Source organism: Erysipelatoclostridium sp. MSK.23.31 (genome assembly GCF_019125875.1).
Lineage (GTDB): Bacteria > Bacillota_I > Bacilli_A > Erysipelotrichales > Coprobacillaceae > Thomasclavelia > Thomasclavelia ramosa.
This window is the reverse complement of sequence record NZ_JAHOCB010000060.1, coordinates 1-14,267: the sequence shown is the minus strand read 5'-3', so window position 1 is coordinate 14,267 and position 14,267 is coordinate 1. Positions and strand designations below refer to the sequence as shown.

At 26.9% G+C, this 14,267-nt stretch carries 24 protein-coding genes; 2 read left to right on the top strand and 22 right to left on the bottom strand.

The window, feature by feature from the left end:
- Positions 1-94: 94 nt before the first annotated feature.
- The 22 genes from KSU54_RS17105 to KSU54_RS17000 form a co-directional block, all read right to left on the bottom strand.
- On the bottom strand, positions 95-292 hold the full coding sequence (locus KSU54_RS17105; RefSeq protein WP_152917001.1) for a hypothetical protein: 198 nt from the start codon (positions 290-292) through the stop codon (positions 95-97).
- 184 nt (positions 293-476) lie between these two features.
- Positions 477-935, bottom strand: a complete 459-nt coding sequence (locus tag KSU54_RS17100; protein WP_217746725.1) for a zinc ribbon domain-containing protein — start codon at positions 933-935, stop codon at positions 477-479.
- A 250-nt stretch (positions 936-1,185) separates the two neighbouring features.
- Positions 1,186-1,464 carry a helix-turn-helix domain-containing protein gene (locus KSU54_RS17095; RefSeq protein ID WP_217746726.1) on the bottom strand — a complete coding sequence of 93 codons (279 nt, stop codon included), beginning with the start codon at positions 1,462-1,464 and terminating at the stop codon, positions 1,186-1,188.
- Between the two features lie 23 nt (positions 1,465-1,487).
- The gene (locus KSU54_RS17090) at positions 1,488-1,793 is read right to left on the bottom strand and encodes a hypothetical protein (protein WP_054322815.1); all 306 of its coding nucleotides are present in this window, start codon (positions 1,791-1,793) and stop codon (positions 1,488-1,490) included.
- Positions 1,794-1,822: 29 nt separating this feature from the next.
- On the bottom strand, positions 1,823-2,023 hold the full coding sequence (locus KSU54_RS17085; RefSeq protein WP_054322816.1) for a helix-turn-helix domain-containing protein: 201 nt from the start codon (positions 2,021-2,023) through the stop codon (positions 1,823-1,825).
- Positions 2,024-2,149: 126 nt separating this feature from the next.
- Positions 2,150-2,401: a hypothetical protein gene (locus tag KSU54_RS17080; protein WP_152917003.1), complete on the bottom strand. Its 252-nt coding sequence runs from the start codon at positions 2,399-2,401 to the stop codon at positions 2,150-2,152.
- A gap of 64 nt (positions 2,402-2,465) precedes the next feature.
- Positions 2,466-2,846, bottom strand: a complete 381-nt coding sequence (locus KSU54_RS17075; protein ID WP_054322818.1) for a hypothetical protein — start codon at positions 2,844-2,846, stop codon at positions 2,466-2,468.
- A gap of 19 nt (positions 2,847-2,865) precedes the next feature.
- On the bottom strand, positions 2,866-3,009 hold the full coding sequence (locus KSU54_RS17070; RefSeq protein ID WP_153801657.1) for a hypothetical protein: 144 nt from the start codon (positions 3,007-3,009) through the stop codon (positions 2,866-2,868).
- Between the two features lie 768 nt (positions 3,010-3,777).
- Entirely contained in the window at positions 3,778-4,542 is a 765-nt protein-coding gene (locus KSU54_RS17065) for a winged helix-turn-helix transcriptional regulator (RefSeq protein ID WP_217746727.1), read from the bottom strand.
- 2 nt (positions 4,543-4,544) lie between these two features.
- Positions 4,545-6,182, bottom strand: a complete 1,638-nt coding sequence (locus KSU54_RS17060; protein WP_217746728.1) for a type IV secretory system conjugative DNA transfer family protein — start codon at positions 6,180-6,182, stop codon at positions 4,545-4,547.
- A gap of 79 nt (positions 6,183-6,261) precedes the next feature.
- Positions 6,262-6,642 carry a hypothetical protein gene (locus KSU54_RS17055; RefSeq protein WP_195992855.1) on the bottom strand — a complete coding sequence of 127 codons (381 nt, stop codon included), beginning with the start codon at positions 6,640-6,642 and terminating at the stop codon, positions 6,262-6,264.
- Positions 6,643-6,657: 15 nt separating this feature from the next.
- Positions 6,658-6,942, bottom strand: coding sequence for a single-stranded DNA-binding protein (locus KSU54_RS17050; protein WP_195992857.1), 285 nt, complete (start codon positions 6,940-6,942; stop codon positions 6,658-6,660).
- A 34-nt stretch (positions 6,943-6,976) separates the two neighbouring features.
- A complete protein-coding gene (locus KSU54_RS17045) occupies positions 6,977-7,912 on the bottom strand; it encodes a ParB/RepB/Spo0J family partition protein (protein ID WP_217749041.1) in 936 nt (311 codons plus the stop codon).
- Entirely contained in the window at positions 7,912-8,703 is a 792-nt protein-coding gene (locus KSU54_RS17040) for a ParA family protein (protein WP_195992861.1), read from the bottom strand. The genes KSU54_RS17045 and KSU54_RS17040 overlap by 1 nt, the downstream gene beginning before the upstream one ends.
- Before the next feature lie 244 nt (positions 8,704-8,947).
- Positions 8,948-9,556 carry a recombinase family protein gene (locus KSU54_RS17035; protein WP_226814618.1) on the bottom strand — a complete coding sequence of 203 codons (609 nt, stop codon included), beginning with the start codon at positions 9,554-9,556 and terminating at the stop codon, positions 8,948-8,950.
- Between the two features lie 163 nt (positions 9,557-9,719).
- Positions 9,720-10,058: a hypothetical protein gene (locus KSU54_RS17030; RefSeq protein WP_195992863.1), complete on the bottom strand. Its 339-nt coding sequence runs from the start codon at positions 10,056-10,058 to the stop codon at positions 9,720-9,722.
- Between the two features lie 102 nt (positions 10,059-10,160).
- A complete protein-coding gene (locus tag KSU54_RS17025) occupies positions 10,161-10,388 on the bottom strand; it encodes a hypothetical protein (protein ID WP_054322828.1) in 228 nt (75 codons plus the stop codon).
- Positions 10,389-10,428: 40 nt separating this feature from the next.
- A complete protein-coding gene (locus KSU54_RS17020; protein WP_054322829.1) occupies positions 10,429-10,740 on the bottom strand; it encodes a DUF6618 family protein in 312 nt (103 codons plus the stop codon).
- Between the two features lie 120 nt (positions 10,741-10,860).
- Positions 10,861-11,463 carry a hypothetical protein gene (locus tag KSU54_RS17015; RefSeq protein ID WP_217746749.1) on the bottom strand — a complete coding sequence of 201 codons (603 nt, stop codon included), beginning with the start codon at positions 11,461-11,463 and terminating at the stop codon, positions 10,861-10,863.
- 2 nt (positions 11,464-11,465) lie between these two features.
- A complete protein-coding gene (locus tag KSU54_RS17010) occupies positions 11,466-11,918 on the bottom strand; it encodes a hypothetical protein (protein ID WP_195992867.1) in 453 nt (150 codons plus the stop codon).
- Positions 11,919-11,996: 78 nt separating this feature from the next.
- Positions 11,997-12,185: a hypothetical protein gene (locus KSU54_RS17005; protein WP_054322832.1), complete on the bottom strand. Its 189-nt coding sequence runs from the start codon at positions 12,183-12,185 to the stop codon at positions 11,997-11,999.
- Between the two features lie 15 nt (positions 12,186-12,200).
- On the bottom strand, positions 12,201-12,881 hold the full coding sequence (locus KSU54_RS17000) for a DUF2786 domain-containing protein (RefSeq protein ID WP_054322833.1): 681 nt from the start codon (positions 12,879-12,881) through the stop codon (positions 12,201-12,203).
- A gap of 432 nt (positions 12,882-13,313) precedes the next feature.
- Between KSU54_RS17000 and KSU54_RS16995 the strand changes: the two genes are divergently transcribed.
- A complete protein-coding gene (locus tag KSU54_RS16995) occupies positions 13,314-13,556 on the top strand; it encodes a helix-turn-helix domain-containing protein (protein WP_195992753.1) in 243 nt (80 codons plus the stop codon).
- A 1-nt stretch (position 13,557) separates the two neighbouring features.
- Complete coding sequence (locus KSU54_RS16990) at positions 13,558-14,139, top strand: recombinase family protein (RefSeq protein ID WP_054322835.1); 582 nt, start codon at positions 13,558-13,560, stop codon at positions 14,137-14,139.
- Positions 14,140-14,267 lie beyond the last annotated feature (128 nt).

Genomic DNA, 14,267 nt, shown 5'->3' with positions numbered 1-14,267 from the left:
CATACTTAAAAATAGCGGATTAATTATAATGTCTTAGTATTTCAAGTATCAGCATAAAAAGAACATTTGATTATCATTACAATATACTTTTTCCCTATTTTTCTTCATTCTGGCATAACAGCCAGACTTCACTCAATGTAACTGTTAATAAAATAATACTACTTATAAATGAATAATACACTTTTGGAATATCTATAAAAATAGATATTATATTCCATACTGACATTAAGAAGATTGTCACATTTAACAGTTCTCTAAAGCTGCTAACTTTTAATATCCAACTAACTTTCATACCTACCTTTTTTATCTTTTTTTTCATAAGTTTAATTATTTTCATCGTATTCATAACATCCCTTTTGTTTCTCTTTCATAAAAATATCTAATAAATTATCAATAATTTGTTCTGTTCTATCATCCTCTATATTCGTGTTTTTTCATACTTAAAAATAGCGGATTAATTATAATGTCTTAGTATTTCAAGTATCAGCATAAGAAGAATATTTGGTTACTTCAGTATGTAAATCAACTTTTTTATTCATTATCCACAATAGGAAACTAATCATAGCTGGTCCACTTATTAAGCAGAGCATGAATCCTACTAGACATAGTAACATTCTAATACCAAAATTCCTTATTTCCACAACATTTCCTGTTAATGCTGATATCAGTAAATCATTTTTTGATGATATATTAATAAAATTAAACATATCATCTTTAAAACTCAAAAATAATTTGAAACAAATATACACAGTGATACAGCCAATAATAAACAATAGTAAATTAATTATTAATAAGGTTCTGCTGCTAATTTTTATTTTGTCTCTGCCAGTATCTGATATATCAAATTTATTACCACAGTATTCACACATAACAGCTCCAGTAGTTACAATATGTCCGCAAATATTACACTTTTTTTTCATATATTTTATTACCATTTTGATTTCACTCCCTTTTATCAGTTCTATTATTGTTTCTTCGAATTTTCTAACATTGTATTTCATATTGTCATAGAATACTCTCGCTGATCTGCTTTAGTACATTAAAATTATTATAAAAGACATTATAAACTAAACGTTTTATTATCATTTTTCTCCCTATTTCTTTGTATACATCTAAAATTTTCTTTTTCATCTAATCGCCCACCATATCTGTTAAAATATGTAACCAGCTTATATAAATTTATTTTTACTTATTTCTGATTACTATCTCATCTATGTTTATCTCTAATGCATCCGCAATAGCTATTACAGTAGATATTGTTGGCTCTTTTATTTCTCCATTTAATATTTTTTTTAGATTTGTACGATCATAATTTATCATTTTTGATAATTTATATACTGTTATATTTCTTTCTTTCATAAGTTCAATTATTTTCATCGTATTCATAAATTTATCCTGGGGATTAATAATAATTTTCCCATTTTCTTTAGCCCACTTTTCAAACTCTGCTCTATCGATCATCATCTTTTCACCATGTCCTTCAATTGCTAAAACAAGAACAGACAACACCCAAGTGTAATAAAAGTAAGCAGTAAAACAGCTTTGCAAAATATTATAAATAGTATTGTAGGAAGAAAATATTCATGACCATATTCAAAAATTGACATAACTTTCCACAAATCTCTTATAGAAAGTACTATTCTTACAATTTTATTTTTACTTCTGTCAGAGTGATTGATAGAGTCTCTATAATTTATGTAACTACATCTTATATCATCTACTGCATCTTTTACCCATCTGTATACAGGATATAAACATACTGCTATATAAATAATTTTTAATATTTCTTTCATATCATTGCTTCTTCCTTATAAATTTATTTTTAATTATTTCTGATTACTATTTCATCTATACTTACCTCTAATGCATCTGCTATTGCTTTTACATAACTGATACGTGGATCCTTTGTTTTTCCTGACATGATTTTACCTAAATTAGATTCGTTTAAATTGGTCATTTTACTTAATCTGTACAATGTAATATTTTTTTCTTCCATAATTTTAATTATTTTATCAGTATTCATTATCTACCTTTTGTTCCTCTTTTCATAAAAATATCTAACATAGTAACCTACACATAATTTCTTCTATTTTTCCTTCACCTTTTATATAATCATTTGAGTTTTTACAAGGAAAAAACAAACTGGAAACTAAGTGCAAAAAATCTGAAACAAATCCAACAATCCTTTATATAATAAACATTCAATTATTAAAAAGATAAAACCTATAATAAGAACTACTAAGTACATTCTATTATCATTGTTTTCTTGTAAATCTTTTTCTACTATACTAATTATTGAATATATCATAAATAAAACTGTTAGTATTATTAAAGGTACCATCAAAATAATTGAAAAGCCTGTAATATAATCCCAAAGATTTACACTTGTAGTTTCTATCATTATTATATGCCCCTCCTTATTCATTCTTTTTACTACACTAACTTCGTCAGTTAACATCATTCTTCTATTTCTTCTCTAAATAAGAATTTTTTATTTTGTTAATTATTTCATTTAATTCTATTTCAAATTCATTATCAGATTTATTTAAAAAATAAACTAAATCAATCCACCAGACAGATTTTCCTAATGGTTTCCAAACGTCTTTAGATCCATTTGTATCTAGCAGGTTAAAGTCTTTTAGGTATTTAAGATAATTCTTAATTATAGTAATCGCCTTTTTGTGGCAGTTTTCCACGCCTTCAAGCTCTATTATTAGAATTTTTACTTTACAGTAAATAAACGATAAATTATTCAAAATACTTTTTGCCTGCTGTTTAGCCAATTCGCTCTCATATTTACCTATATATTTATTAATTTCTTCCGATAACTTTTCTTCCTTCACCATTTAATTTTCTTCCTAATTTCTACTCTAAATTTTTCATGAGAAAAAGCAGTAATATTGCAGTTCCCATTACATATAACTCTTTTGAAAAATCTATAAATAAATAGATAAGATTATTCATTGATATGAATAAAATCGCTTGATTTCTTAATTTCTTTCTATCCACTATATCCCCCTTCTTTCTATAAAAAAGATAATAAAATAAAAGTTTATTATCTTTTTTATAGTAGGTAGGTCATTTGACCTACCTTATGCAATTAAATTGTCATAAATAGTAGTGTAACTTAAACTACTATATTATTATTTTTGTAATAACGTTATCGAAGTTTAGGTTATTCACTTCTCCCTGGAATTTCACCTGCCCATGCTACTGAGCGCCTACTTTGGCGGGTTTCAATCTCTCTGCAAAAGTCATGGCCAAATAGTTACCATCTATTTTTATACAATGTATTAATCGCAAGCGTACATTTGTAAAAGGCTCTTTTTACAGAATCTGTTAAATAACAGCAACTATTTACAATTTGATTATTTAAATTTTAAATAGTCACAAGGAAAATTAATGATATTTGCAATATCAAAGTTTTCCTTCTTTCCTTTGAAAGATAGATATTACTATTTATTTGTCAAAGAACTAAAAAAGTTCGTTTAAGTATACTTAAACGAACTCGATGAAAAGTAATAAAATATATAAAAAAAAAGAAATTAATTGCTTAATTTCTTGGTTAAAAAACATATATTTATATTTAATTTCACTGTTTAAAAAAGTATGCTTTTTCAAACTTATATACCATAATAAATCAATAAATTGGATCAATTAATTGAATATAGATATATATTTTTTAATTACCTTTTAAATCATTATGGTAAATGTGTTAAATCAATACAACACATATATAATTTTAATTACTTTTTTCTAATTTTCAATACGTTTTTTCTATTTTATTTCAAATATATTCATCTGCTGGTACATTTCTTTTTTTTCCGTACTTATTACTCCAAATTTTTCATTTATTTCTTTATAATAACTTGATAAATCAAGATCAGCATCACAAATATTATTAAGTTTTATAATTTTAATTAAATACTTCTCTTCCAAATATTTTTTTTCATCTAAAAGCCTTTTATACAACATATCACTGTTTACAAACCATATTTGTACATAATTTGAAGTGTTAAAAATTATATTTCTTGACAGCTTATTTTTTTGCTTAACTGACAATTCTACCTCTATTTTTATTTTATACTTTTCGCATAATAAATCACAAATATGCTGATTTCTTATTTGCATATATTCCATTTTTCTTTGCATATCTCTTTCAGTCTTAAAATCATCTATTGAAAGATTATCATTGAATCTCAAAATATGATTTAATACTTCAGCAACTTTTATCTCATGATCAAGTGTTCTTTTGCTTATTGTTGGTGCTTTTTTTACTTTTTTGTATATTTTTCCCGATTTTGAAATTGTTATTCTTGGCGGATACAAATAGGCCATTCCTTTTTTTGTGACAGTGTAATATCTTTTTGTAGTCTTACTTTCCTGATAATATTTAACATATCCCTCTGTAACAAGTTTCCGCATCCTATTCTTACATGTACCTTCATTAATGCCTACCAATGAACTAATCAAATTTATATCTAAAACTCTCAGTTTATCCAATGCTTTTAAAACCTCTAAATCCCGCTGCAATAAACGCATTTTCAAATATCCCTAAATATATATGATTCTATATTTTTAACGTCTATATAAGGCATTTTAATCCTATATGGTTTAAATCCATCTGACATTGTATCAATCCAATACCCTATACCTAACGGAAGTTCCTTTAGATCATTAGGATGAACTTTAAACTCATCCACAATTTTAGAAGTTCCATCTCCCGTTTTACCAAAAGAGTCAAGCTTACTTGTTATTTCTGCTTTCTTCTTAGTTCCAATTGCATTGGCCAATGTCTCTGCTGATTTATCGTCAGCCTGTTTAAGCAGATAAAATCCATGCATATTTCCAATTACAGAGCGTCTTATATTTTCATTTACAACATCCATATCTGCAACTGTTTGAGTTGATAAAATATTAGTTCCACCTAAAGAACGAGATTTATTGACAACATCAACAATCATATCACAAAAATAAACACTTAACTCATCAAATACGCATAAAAACTTTTCATGCTTGCCTTTTATTTTAGTAATATCTCCAAGTACATTTTTTATATCGTTTAATACCAGCTTTCCTACTCCACGTGCAAAATCAGTATACTCAAGTTTATTTAATAAAACTAAAACAACAGCATTTTCTCTATATGCCTGTTTTAAATTAAAATCCCTCCTGTTACTGTCAAATATTCTTCTTCCTTCGCCATGAGCCAACGTAGAAAACCTAGATAGAGATCCTTCGGCTGCTTCGAAACACCGTTTATGAACATTTATATAATAACTGTAATCACTGACATCTATAGAAAGTTTATACATTTCCAATGTATTCATAAAATCATTAGCTGTTTCTATTAATGAGTTAAAAGATATATTAATATTTGCTTTGATCATAAAATCTGCCACTGCTTGAAAATATTCACTTGCCAGAGCTTTATAATGTTCTTCAGACCACTCCGACATATTTATAAGCATATCTTTTATTTGTGTTGCATTACAATTTTTAAACGGATTATAGCTGTGTGTTTCTTCTGGAATTGTCTGATTAATTATATATAGTTTTCTATTCTTTTTGATACATAATTTGGTTACAATATCATATAAAGAATATTCACCAATATCTCCTTTACCATCCATAATTATACAAAACTCATTATCCTCAATGTGTCTGGCAGTAAAATTAGATATAGCTACTGTTTTACCAGAACCATTTTTTCCGCTAATAAATATATTTTTATCATAATTCAACGGTACATTGTCAAAATTATCTAATTTCTCTTTTTTTATTCTATGCAGCTTGATTATCTCGCTATTTCTATTTATTCTTGTTGTCTCTTTATACAAAAGTAAAGTGGCCAAGATAAAACTCCAGACAGCATAATAAAATAAGGATGTATTTAAAAGACTAATATCATATATAATTTTTTTTGAAGCTAATTCATTAATTTCATATACAAACGTTTCAAATTTTTGTCCTGTCAAATAAGATAGAATTAAAAATACAGTACATAATAAATAAGTAAACCAATATACTTTTGCCACTGACTTAACATAAGGATCTATCTTAGAATTAAGCAGATTATAAAGTAAACATGATACAAATACTGTAACTAATATAGGCATAATAGACTTAATTATCAAAAGAATTAGTACATTTGATAAATAATCATAAGAAATATAAACCACTCCTTCCACTTGCATTATTTTTTTTAATGATTTAAAATAGGTATTGTCAGATATACCATGCGCAAGCGTGGTTATTTTTTTATTTTATTTCTTCCAGAAAAGCACAAATAGCAGCATATATAAATCCATTTTCGTTATATAATCTAAATTCATTTTTTGTCATTTCTAATTTATCATTGGTATTCTTTTTTAGAATTATCTTTTGTTTTTTATCTGCTCCATCTACATTTTTTCTTTTTGTTGGAATACTTAAAACATAATTTTTAAAACCTTCATCCGCCCTCATTTTTTCGCAGCCATAATCAATTGCACAATTTAAAGCTTCTGTTAGATTTAAATTATTATGATTCGCAAAATCTTTCAATTGTTTTTTTTGTTCCTCACTTATTCTACAACATTTAATATAGCGTGGTGATCCATCCCTTTTTCTGTCTTTAAATTTTTCAAAATCAATATACATTCACTTCACACCCTTTTAAATTATTTCTATTTCATCAACTGCAATAGACAAATGATTCTCTTTATCAAGATCTAATCTTCCCCAAAGAGTCACTTTTGTTCCTTCTCTACATTTTTCATATATATAAGTAGCTTTTTTTCCACGTATATCACACGGAATTATATCGTATGTTATTGCATCTTTTTTACCAAACCCAACTAATTTTTTTGTTTCTAATTCAAAACGAGTCACTACTTTACCAGCATTACCAACTTCATTTTCTAAGTTATAAATTTTTCCCATCAAATAAACTTTATTCATTAAAATACCTCCTTTGCAAAGTAGGTCATTTGACCTACTTTTTGCTATTTTCTAGAACTGCTGTATTGAGAATATCCATTATTTCTTTCATTTTGGTTTTACAATCTTCTAATAAATCGAATACTTTTTTGTCTATTACTTCTCCCTCAGTATCCTCAATTTGCAAAATTTCATAATTTTCATTTACTTTTTCTATAGCTTTTTGCATAGATTTATACGGCTTATAAATATCTTTTATAAAATCATTTATCTCATAATCAATATTTGTTTCAGTTTTTTTGCGCTTAGTTTCCAGTTTGTTTTTTCCTTGTAAAAACTCATAAGCATTATTAACTGATATATCTCCATTATCTAATTTATCTTTTAACTCTTGATTTCCCTCTTTAATAACTTTAATATATTTTTTTGCCATAGCTTCAGACATACCAAATCTAGTATGAAGTAACGCACGTGTTGTCCCAACTATTCTTTTTCCGTTTACTTCAGTTTTGTTCTTCTTAGCTTCTTCCACTATTTCTAAATAATCTTCTATCTCAGCAATATTAAAGCCACTACGTTGATGAACATTTGTTTCATGCATTCTAAATCTAGTTATTAACTCAGATTCATCTTTAGATACAACAACACAATTTGGCATTTCTAACTCTTTTTTTAATTTCTCGCTAATTTCAATACTGTTATTAAAAATATAATTAATCGCACTTAATCTCTTGTGGCCCGTAACTATTACATAAACTGATGGATCCTCGGTTTCCTTTACAACGAGATTTTGTTCCAAACCAATAGTAGAAATAGAAATAGCTAATTCTTCTACTTCTTTTGGATCTATCTCATACTTTTTATATCTGCCTATTTGAATTTGATTATATGGTATACGTGCCAGTTTATCACCTTCAAATAACATACCATTTACTACATTTTCCTTATTTTGATTACTAAGTGTTTTCATTAGATCAAATTTAGCTGCCATTATCTTAATACCTCTCTCTCTATCTCATCTAAAACACTCTGCCATTCCTGTCCAACAGTTGTATTACCTTTATTAAAATCTGTGACACAAATGTCCTTATTTTTAAACGGCTTAGCTTGATAATGTATATTAGTCTTAAATAACTGATCTGCATTTAACTGAGCATTAATTTCTTCTTCAAAAGCTCTATCATCCTTATTACGAGATTTTTGATTAATAAGCACTTTATATTTAATTTCCTTACCAAATCCCTCGATAACTTGATATATCTGTGATAAAGTAGTTGCTACACCATCAGCAGCCCATTCATCACAAGTAGTAGGTATTATTACAAAATCACTTGCTATGAACCCGTTGGTTGTTAATAGTGATGGAAAAGGATTAAAGTCTAATAAAATAATATCATATTCATCCTCAATACATTGAGTTATCTTATTAATTATTCTCCCTTGATCACACATTGTGTTGCTCCTGACTAACTGTTCTGAATTTACTAGGGCAAGTGACGAACCAATAATATCTAAATTATCTGTAACATTATAAATAGCCTTATGTACTTTTTCACAGTCAACTTTTGCAGAGAACAAATCAGTCATAGACAAATACTCATCTTTAAAAACTTCATCTTTTAAAATAGTTTTTGATAAATTAGCTTGCGGATCTGCATCTATAATACAAATTCTATAACCTTTTTTAGAAAAATACTGAGCAATAGTTAAAAGTGAGGTTGATTTTCCAACACCGCCTTTTGTTGAATACGCCATAATTTTTTTTGATTTTTTTAATTTCATTTTTTTCTCCTTTTGTACTCCCTTGAGTACCCTTTCTATTTTATATATTTATTATAGCACATTACAGGTGTATTGTCTACCTTTTAATTATTTTTTTATTATTTTTGTTAGTTATATTGGGGACTACATTCTAAAAGTTTCTCTTTTTACTTCGTAAAAAAACAAAAAATAAACTACCCCTAGTTCCCCTACGTTTATTTTTTTTAGAAACTTTTAGAATTTTTTTACTTAATAAAAGAGATGATTATTTCATCCCTTCTACACTCTGCTTAACTATTTTTTTATACTTGTAATATGAAGTTTTTTTCATATCAAGGATCGTTAAAGTTTCGTTAACTGTATATATTTTATTTTCCTGTTTTTTTACAACTTCTTTAAAATTATCAGCTAAATCTAATTCTGGTCTCCCAAATCTTATCCCATTTGCTCTTGCAATCTCGATTCCTTCAGCTTGTCTTTTTCGAATATTTTCACGCTCCTGATGTGCAGTGAAGCCCAATATCTGTAATACTAGATCTGATATAAAAGTTCCTAATATATCCTTTGCAACAGTCGTATCAAGCAAAGTCATACTTAAAATCTTAATATCGGCTTTCTTTTTCTTTGTTATATATGTCCAGTTTTCCATTATCTCAGCATAATTGCGACCCAATCTATCCAATTCATGAATTACGATTAAATCTCCCTCTTTAATTTTTCTTATTAATCGTTTGTAATTTTTTCTGTTAAATGTTGCTCCAGAAATTACATCTATATATATATTCTCCCTTCTGATTCCATATTCTGTTAAATTTTTTAATTGCCTTTCATAATTTTGATCTTTAGATGATATTCTAATATAACCATAGTTCATCTTTATTACCTCCTTTTAGAAAGCCATTATAAACAAAAGTAGGTCAAATGACCTACTTAAATATTAATCTACTGACCAAACCTAAAACCACATATGTAATAACACTACCGCCACATATACTCTCATGTGGGGTTTCAAGTTTTTTAAATAAAAAGAGGCAAATCTAAATTTTGCCCGCTTTCTTTTTTTGATTTATTGAATTGTTTTCTATTATTTTATCTCTATTCTCACTGTAGTAATTTTTAAAATATTTCTTTTTCTTATCTTTAGTAGCTACTTCTCTGCACTCTGCCGAACAGTATACAAGATGGCTTTTATTTACTTCGAACTTTTTACCGCATACAGGACATTGCTTATGCTCTCTTTTTAATTTATTTTGTCTAATCAACTCATTTTTTTCTAAACGTTCTTTATTTCTTATTTCGTAACACATATCCGAACAGGTTATTATTCCATTTTTAGAATTAAATTTCTTTCCACAAACAATACATTTTTTTATCATATAGGTATTTCTCCCTTTTTCGCTGTACCCATTACATTTTATTATAAATATTTTGTATAACATCGTCGACTGGTTACAGTAAATTAATATTAGTTTCTCTTTTTATTCAACATCATCATAGAGTTCACTAACATGATAAACAACCATAGCATCATTAAATGCTTTATCTATTTTATCGCTGTTTTTTTCCAGCCAGTCTTGTCGTTTTTCTTCATTCCAATTAATCCACGATTTTGGTACTTCATACAGTATTGAAAGTTCCCCATTATCATAACAATTATCACTATCATTTATGAACTCGTAATTAGCATATACTGTAATTTTTGGCATACTTCATGACCTCCTAACTTTTTTCATATTTTCAATTAATTTATTTAATGATTTTATCATTTATATTTTTCCAATCCATGATATTGACTTCAATCCATAAATTAATATATTCAGAAATTTCTTTTGCAGTAATTTCATCCATTCCTGCATCGATTAATTTCATTCGATTATAATAACTACTGTCACTGTTAGCAGATGCTTCACAACAAATATTCCAGTCTGGTATTGCTATAAAACCACCGTTTATATGATGACCAAAAATTATTAAATAGCTGTTCTCATTTATTTCTACATTATGTTCAAAATAAATCTTAGTATTTTTCGTAAAATTATGTTCTAATTTTGTTATCATTTTTTATTTCACTCCTTAATATTAGCCATCTGTACCGGAAAGAAACGGTTTTCTTCAAATACTCTGGCACTACATTTTTACATTTAAAATCTAGAAAATTTTATCCTATCATTTTAATAATTAATGAATGTTGTAAGGAACACCAAACGTAATTAATAATTTATTGTTATGGCTTAATTTTAAAGAATGTATTTCATCACTTTTATAAGCAAATTCAGAATCATCTAAAATAGCTTCTATAATTTCTTTTATTTTTTCTGCCACTTTCATATAAAAATAATTATTTTTATATTTTATAAATTCTTCATCTTTTTTTAATGATTTATATAATTCTTCATACAAATCTTCAGATAATTCTTCATCATAATTATCATCATCTTCTTCATTAAAAAAAGGATACTTTTTACTCAAATAGTCTAATATATAATAATTAATATCATCATTTAGACAGTATACAATACTTTCAGTATTTATTAGCACTTGTTCGCTTTCTGCAATATGAGCAAGAATACTTCTACATTCTGCTATTCTAATAGACATACCCCAACATTCCCCAAATCCATCAAAATCATAATTAACTAAAATTGAGAGATCAATATCACATTTATTTTTAAATTCAATGATGCAATCGATAAGATTTTTAAATTCTTGTGGTGTTTTCTTTATTGTATCCTCTAAATAGTTAAATATATCTTGCCTTAACTCTTTAACCGCTATCTCCATTTTTAGATTTCCTTTCTATCTAATTTCTTAATTATTTCTTTATAAGAAATACCATTTTTAATTAGATCTAAAATAGTATTTCTAAAATTGTCTGGATCATATTCATTTAAATGCATAAGTATGTAATCATCTGCAAAGTCAGTAGCAATTATTGGTTTTTGCAACGCCATTCTATTATTTATATAATATTCCGCCTTTGTTTCTTTTAAAAGAATATGCGATAAAACATAAAATTCAAGAGCATGGTATCTCATCCGTGGATAAGAGTATATATGCATGTTGATGTTTTTTCTAGCCTTTTCAACAAAATTATTCCTTATATCATTAGCCCACTTTACCTGCTTTTCACTCCCAATTAATTCAGGTAAATAATTTATTGTTTCCAAAAAATTATTTTGGGAAGACTTAAGTATTTCTTCCTTTTCAATCCTTAATGCACTTTTATCCTTTTTCATTTCATTTCTTCTCCTACTATTCAGCATATATCTATTTATATAATGTGTTTATAGAATAATATTTTAAAACTTAAAGCATTATTTTCTTTCAAAATCTATGTCTAAATATTCAATATCCTCAATTTCCATAACATCTGCCCTTCCTAAAATAAATTCAATAAAAACACCTCCATAATTATATAAATGACATTTTGCAATTGTATCATTGTATTGATTTCTCAATGATGGCGTTTTTATATATTCTTCATAGCTTATTACTTTTATCATTTTATCTACTTACCTTTACTTTTTATTAATTTGTTTTCTCGGAGTACTTTGTTTAATTTCATATTTGCTGCCATCCTTTAGACCGAGTTCATAAGCATCTTCACTTTCATTTGTATAATTAGTTTTGACTGTTCTAATTTTCATTTGTGTTCTAACATAATCTACTACAGCTGGATGTAGATCTGTTAAAATAAGTTCATATTTTTTATCAATATTCATATCAATAAAAGAGTTTTTCAACTGCTGTTCTATACCTTTTGCAAATCCACGGCAGTAATCACGTTTATATACTCTAAAATCCATGTCTCCAATATAACATTCTTTAAGTTCTTTGATTGTTCTTTCCAAATAATCTAGTACAGGAATTACTACACTTTCACATAATGCAACTTCTTTCTCATATCCAACGTATTTAAATTGACATTTACTGTTTATTTTACCTAGATAATAAGCATTAACTCGATTGTATTTACAAATATTTCTGAATGTCCAATATAGATAACCTGTATAATACTGATTCATTGTTTTTTGAATAATGTCACCATTATTATCTTCATTTAATTCAAGTTCTGTAATTTTATGTTTAATCATAAGCTTATTTGCTCTATAAGTAGCCAGTTGAATTTCCTGATCACTAGCCCCAGGATCCTCAGCGATTGCCATCAGCTTTTTAATCTTATCAATTATTTTATCCATTTTTTTAACCTTTGTACTCCCTTGAGTACCCCTTTCTTTATTTCTATACTTATTATATCACGCAAAAGGTGTATTGTCTACCTTTTAATGTAAATTTATAAGACTTATTTAGAAACAAAAAAAGATATTCGTTGATCCTGCAAGATTACAAACGAATATCAAACCCTTAGGCACTTGTATTATAATACATAAAAGGTAAATTAGCAAATTATCATTAAATTTAATATCAAACACTTATAAATACGTATTTTTTTTAATAGTTGATTATTCAGTCCTTATAAGTATAATTTTTTTATTAAATACTGTTTAATGCGTATTATCTAAAAGTGCAATAAAGACCACTTTTATACACTGTTTAAAATTAAGAATTTATAATATTTCTATTGGAATCAATCGTTACTGTAAAATATAATAATATTCGAGGTGAATAATATGAAAGCACAACAAGCAATAAAAAAAATTTTAAATCAAGAACATATGACTCAAAAAGATCTTAGTCAAAAGTTGAACTATACAAATCCAACAAGTTTAAATACAATACTAAGAACAAATAATCCTAATACTGAGAGTTTAATTAAAATAATGGATGCTTTAGACTATGAAATAATCTTAAAACCAAAATATGGACTCAATAAAGCTGCTAGATCAGTAGTTCTTAATAATGATGGTGAGTAATATGATCTATGGTTATGCTCGTATATCTACAAAAGAACAAAAATTAGACAGACAAATCGATAGTTTAACAAAATACGTTGATATAAAAAATATTTACAGTGATAAACTAAGTGGCAAAAATACCAACAGAAAAAATTATCAAAAGCTAAAAGAATTGGTAGTAGCTGGTGATATAGTATATATTCATGCACTGGATAGACTTTCTAGAAATAAGAGAGATACAATAAGAGAATTCAATTATTTCAAAGAAAAAGGTGTCATTTTAAGAATTTTAAATATGCCTACTACACTAATTGAACTAGACGGGCAACAATGGGTTATTGAAATGATTAATAATATAATACTGGAGGTTCTGAGTTCTGTAGCTGAACAAGAGAGAATAACAACATTAGAAAGGCAAAGAGAGGGCATTGAATCAGCTAAAAAGCGTGGTGTTAAGTTTGGTCGTCCTGACGTTAAAGACAAAGTAGATAAGGTAATTACATTAGTTAATAATGGAAGTAATGTAACCAATGCTTGCCATGAAGTAGGAATTGGAAAACGTACATATTATAATTATATTAATCTATACAGTAAAAAATAATGTAGTTTACTCCAATTCTTTTTTGGTGACTGCCTTTACCTTAAATTGTGATCGTGTTTCACGATCACTTGAATTTGCGGTTTTTTGCGTACAATTGGGAGTGCATAGGAAAACAGAAAAGGAAATTT

What these genes read in the sequence shown, in the direction of transcription:
- KSU54_RS17105 (WP_152917001.1), bottom strand. Translation starts at nt 292, where the DNA reads ATGAAAGTTAGTTGGATATTAAAAGTTAGCAGCTTTAGAGAACTGTTA.
- KSU54_RS17100 (WP_217746725.1), bottom strand. Translation starts at nt 935, where the DNA reads ATGGTAATAAAATATATGAAAAAAAAGTGTAATATTTGCGGACATATT.
- KSU54_RS17095 (WP_217746726.1), bottom strand. Translation starts at nt 1,464, where the DNA reads ATGATGATCGATAGAGCAGAGTTTGAAAAGTGGGCTAAAGAAAATGGG.
- KSU54_RS17090 (WP_054322815.1), bottom strand. Translation starts at nt 1,793, where the DNA reads ATGAAAGAAATATTAAAAATTATTTATATAGCAGTATGTTTATATCCT.
- KSU54_RS17085 (WP_054322816.1), bottom strand. Translation starts at nt 2,023, where the DNA reads ATGAATACTGATAAAATAATTAAAATTATGGAAGAAAAAAATATTACA.
- KSU54_RS17080 (WP_152917003.1), bottom strand. Translation starts at nt 2,401, where the DNA reads ATGATAGAAACTACAAGTGTAAATCTTTGGGATTATATTACAGGCTTT.
- KSU54_RS17075 (WP_054322818.1), bottom strand. Translation starts at nt 2,846, where the DNA reads ATGGTGAAGGAAGAAAAGTTATCGGAAGAAATTAATAAATATATAGGT.
- KSU54_RS17065 (WP_217746727.1), bottom strand. Translation starts at nt 4,542, where the DNA reads ATGCGTTTATTGCAGCGGGATTTAGAGGTTTTAAAAGCATTGGATAAA.
- KSU54_RS17055 (WP_195992855.1), bottom strand. Translation starts at nt 6,642, where the DNA reads ATGTATATTGATTTTGAAAAATTTAAAGACAGAAAAAGGGATGGATCA.
- KSU54_RS17050 (WP_195992857.1), bottom strand. Translation starts at nt 6,942, where the DNA reads ATGAATAAAGTTTATTTGATGGGAAAAATTTATAACTTAGAAAATGAA.
- KSU54_RS17045 (WP_217749041.1), bottom strand. Translation starts at nt 7,912, where the DNA reads ATGGCAGCTAAATTTGATCTAATGAAAACACTTAGTAATCAAAATAAG.
- KSU54_RS17040 (WP_195992861.1), bottom strand. Translation starts at nt 8,703, where the DNA reads ATGAAATTAAAAAAATCAAAAAAAATTATGGCGTATTCAACAAAAGGC.
- KSU54_RS17035 (WP_226814618.1), bottom strand. Translation starts at nt 9,556, where the DNA reads ATGAACTATGGTTATATTAGAATATCATCTAAAGATCAAAATTATGAA.
- KSU54_RS17030 (WP_195992863.1), bottom strand. Translation starts at nt 10,058, where the DNA reads ATGATAAAAAAATGTATTGTTTGTGGAAAGAAATTTAATTCTAAAAAT.
- KSU54_RS17025 (WP_054322828.1), bottom strand. Translation starts at nt 10,388, where the DNA reads ATGCCAAAAATTACAGTATATGCTAATTACGAGTTCATAAATGATAGT.
- KSU54_RS17020 (WP_054322829.1), bottom strand. Translation starts at nt 10,740, where the DNA reads ATGATAACAAAATTAGAACATAATTTTACGAAAAATACTAAGATTTAT.
- KSU54_RS17015 (WP_217746749.1), bottom strand. Translation starts at nt 11,463, where the DNA reads ATGGAGATAGCGGTTAAAGAGTTAAGGCAAGATATATTTAACTATTTA.
- KSU54_RS17010 (WP_195992867.1), bottom strand. Translation starts at nt 11,918, where the DNA reads ATGAAAAAGGATAAAAGTGCATTAAGGATTGAAAAGGAAGAAATACTT.
- KSU54_RS17005 (WP_054322832.1), bottom strand. Translation starts at nt 12,185, where the DNA reads ATGATAAAAGTAATAAGCTATGAAGAATATATAAAAACGCCATCATTG.
- KSU54_RS17000 (WP_054322833.1), bottom strand. Translation starts at nt 12,881, where the DNA reads ATGGATAAAATAATTGATAAGATTAAAAAGCTGATGGCAATCGCTGAG.
- KSU54_RS16995 (WP_195992753.1), top strand. Translation starts at nt 13,314, where the DNA reads ATGAAAGCACAACAAGCAATAAAAAAAATTTTAAATCAAGAACATATG.
- KSU54_RS16990 (WP_054322835.1), top strand. Translation starts at nt 13,558, where the DNA reads ATGATCTATGGTTATGCTCGTATATCTACAAAAGAACAAAAATTAGAC.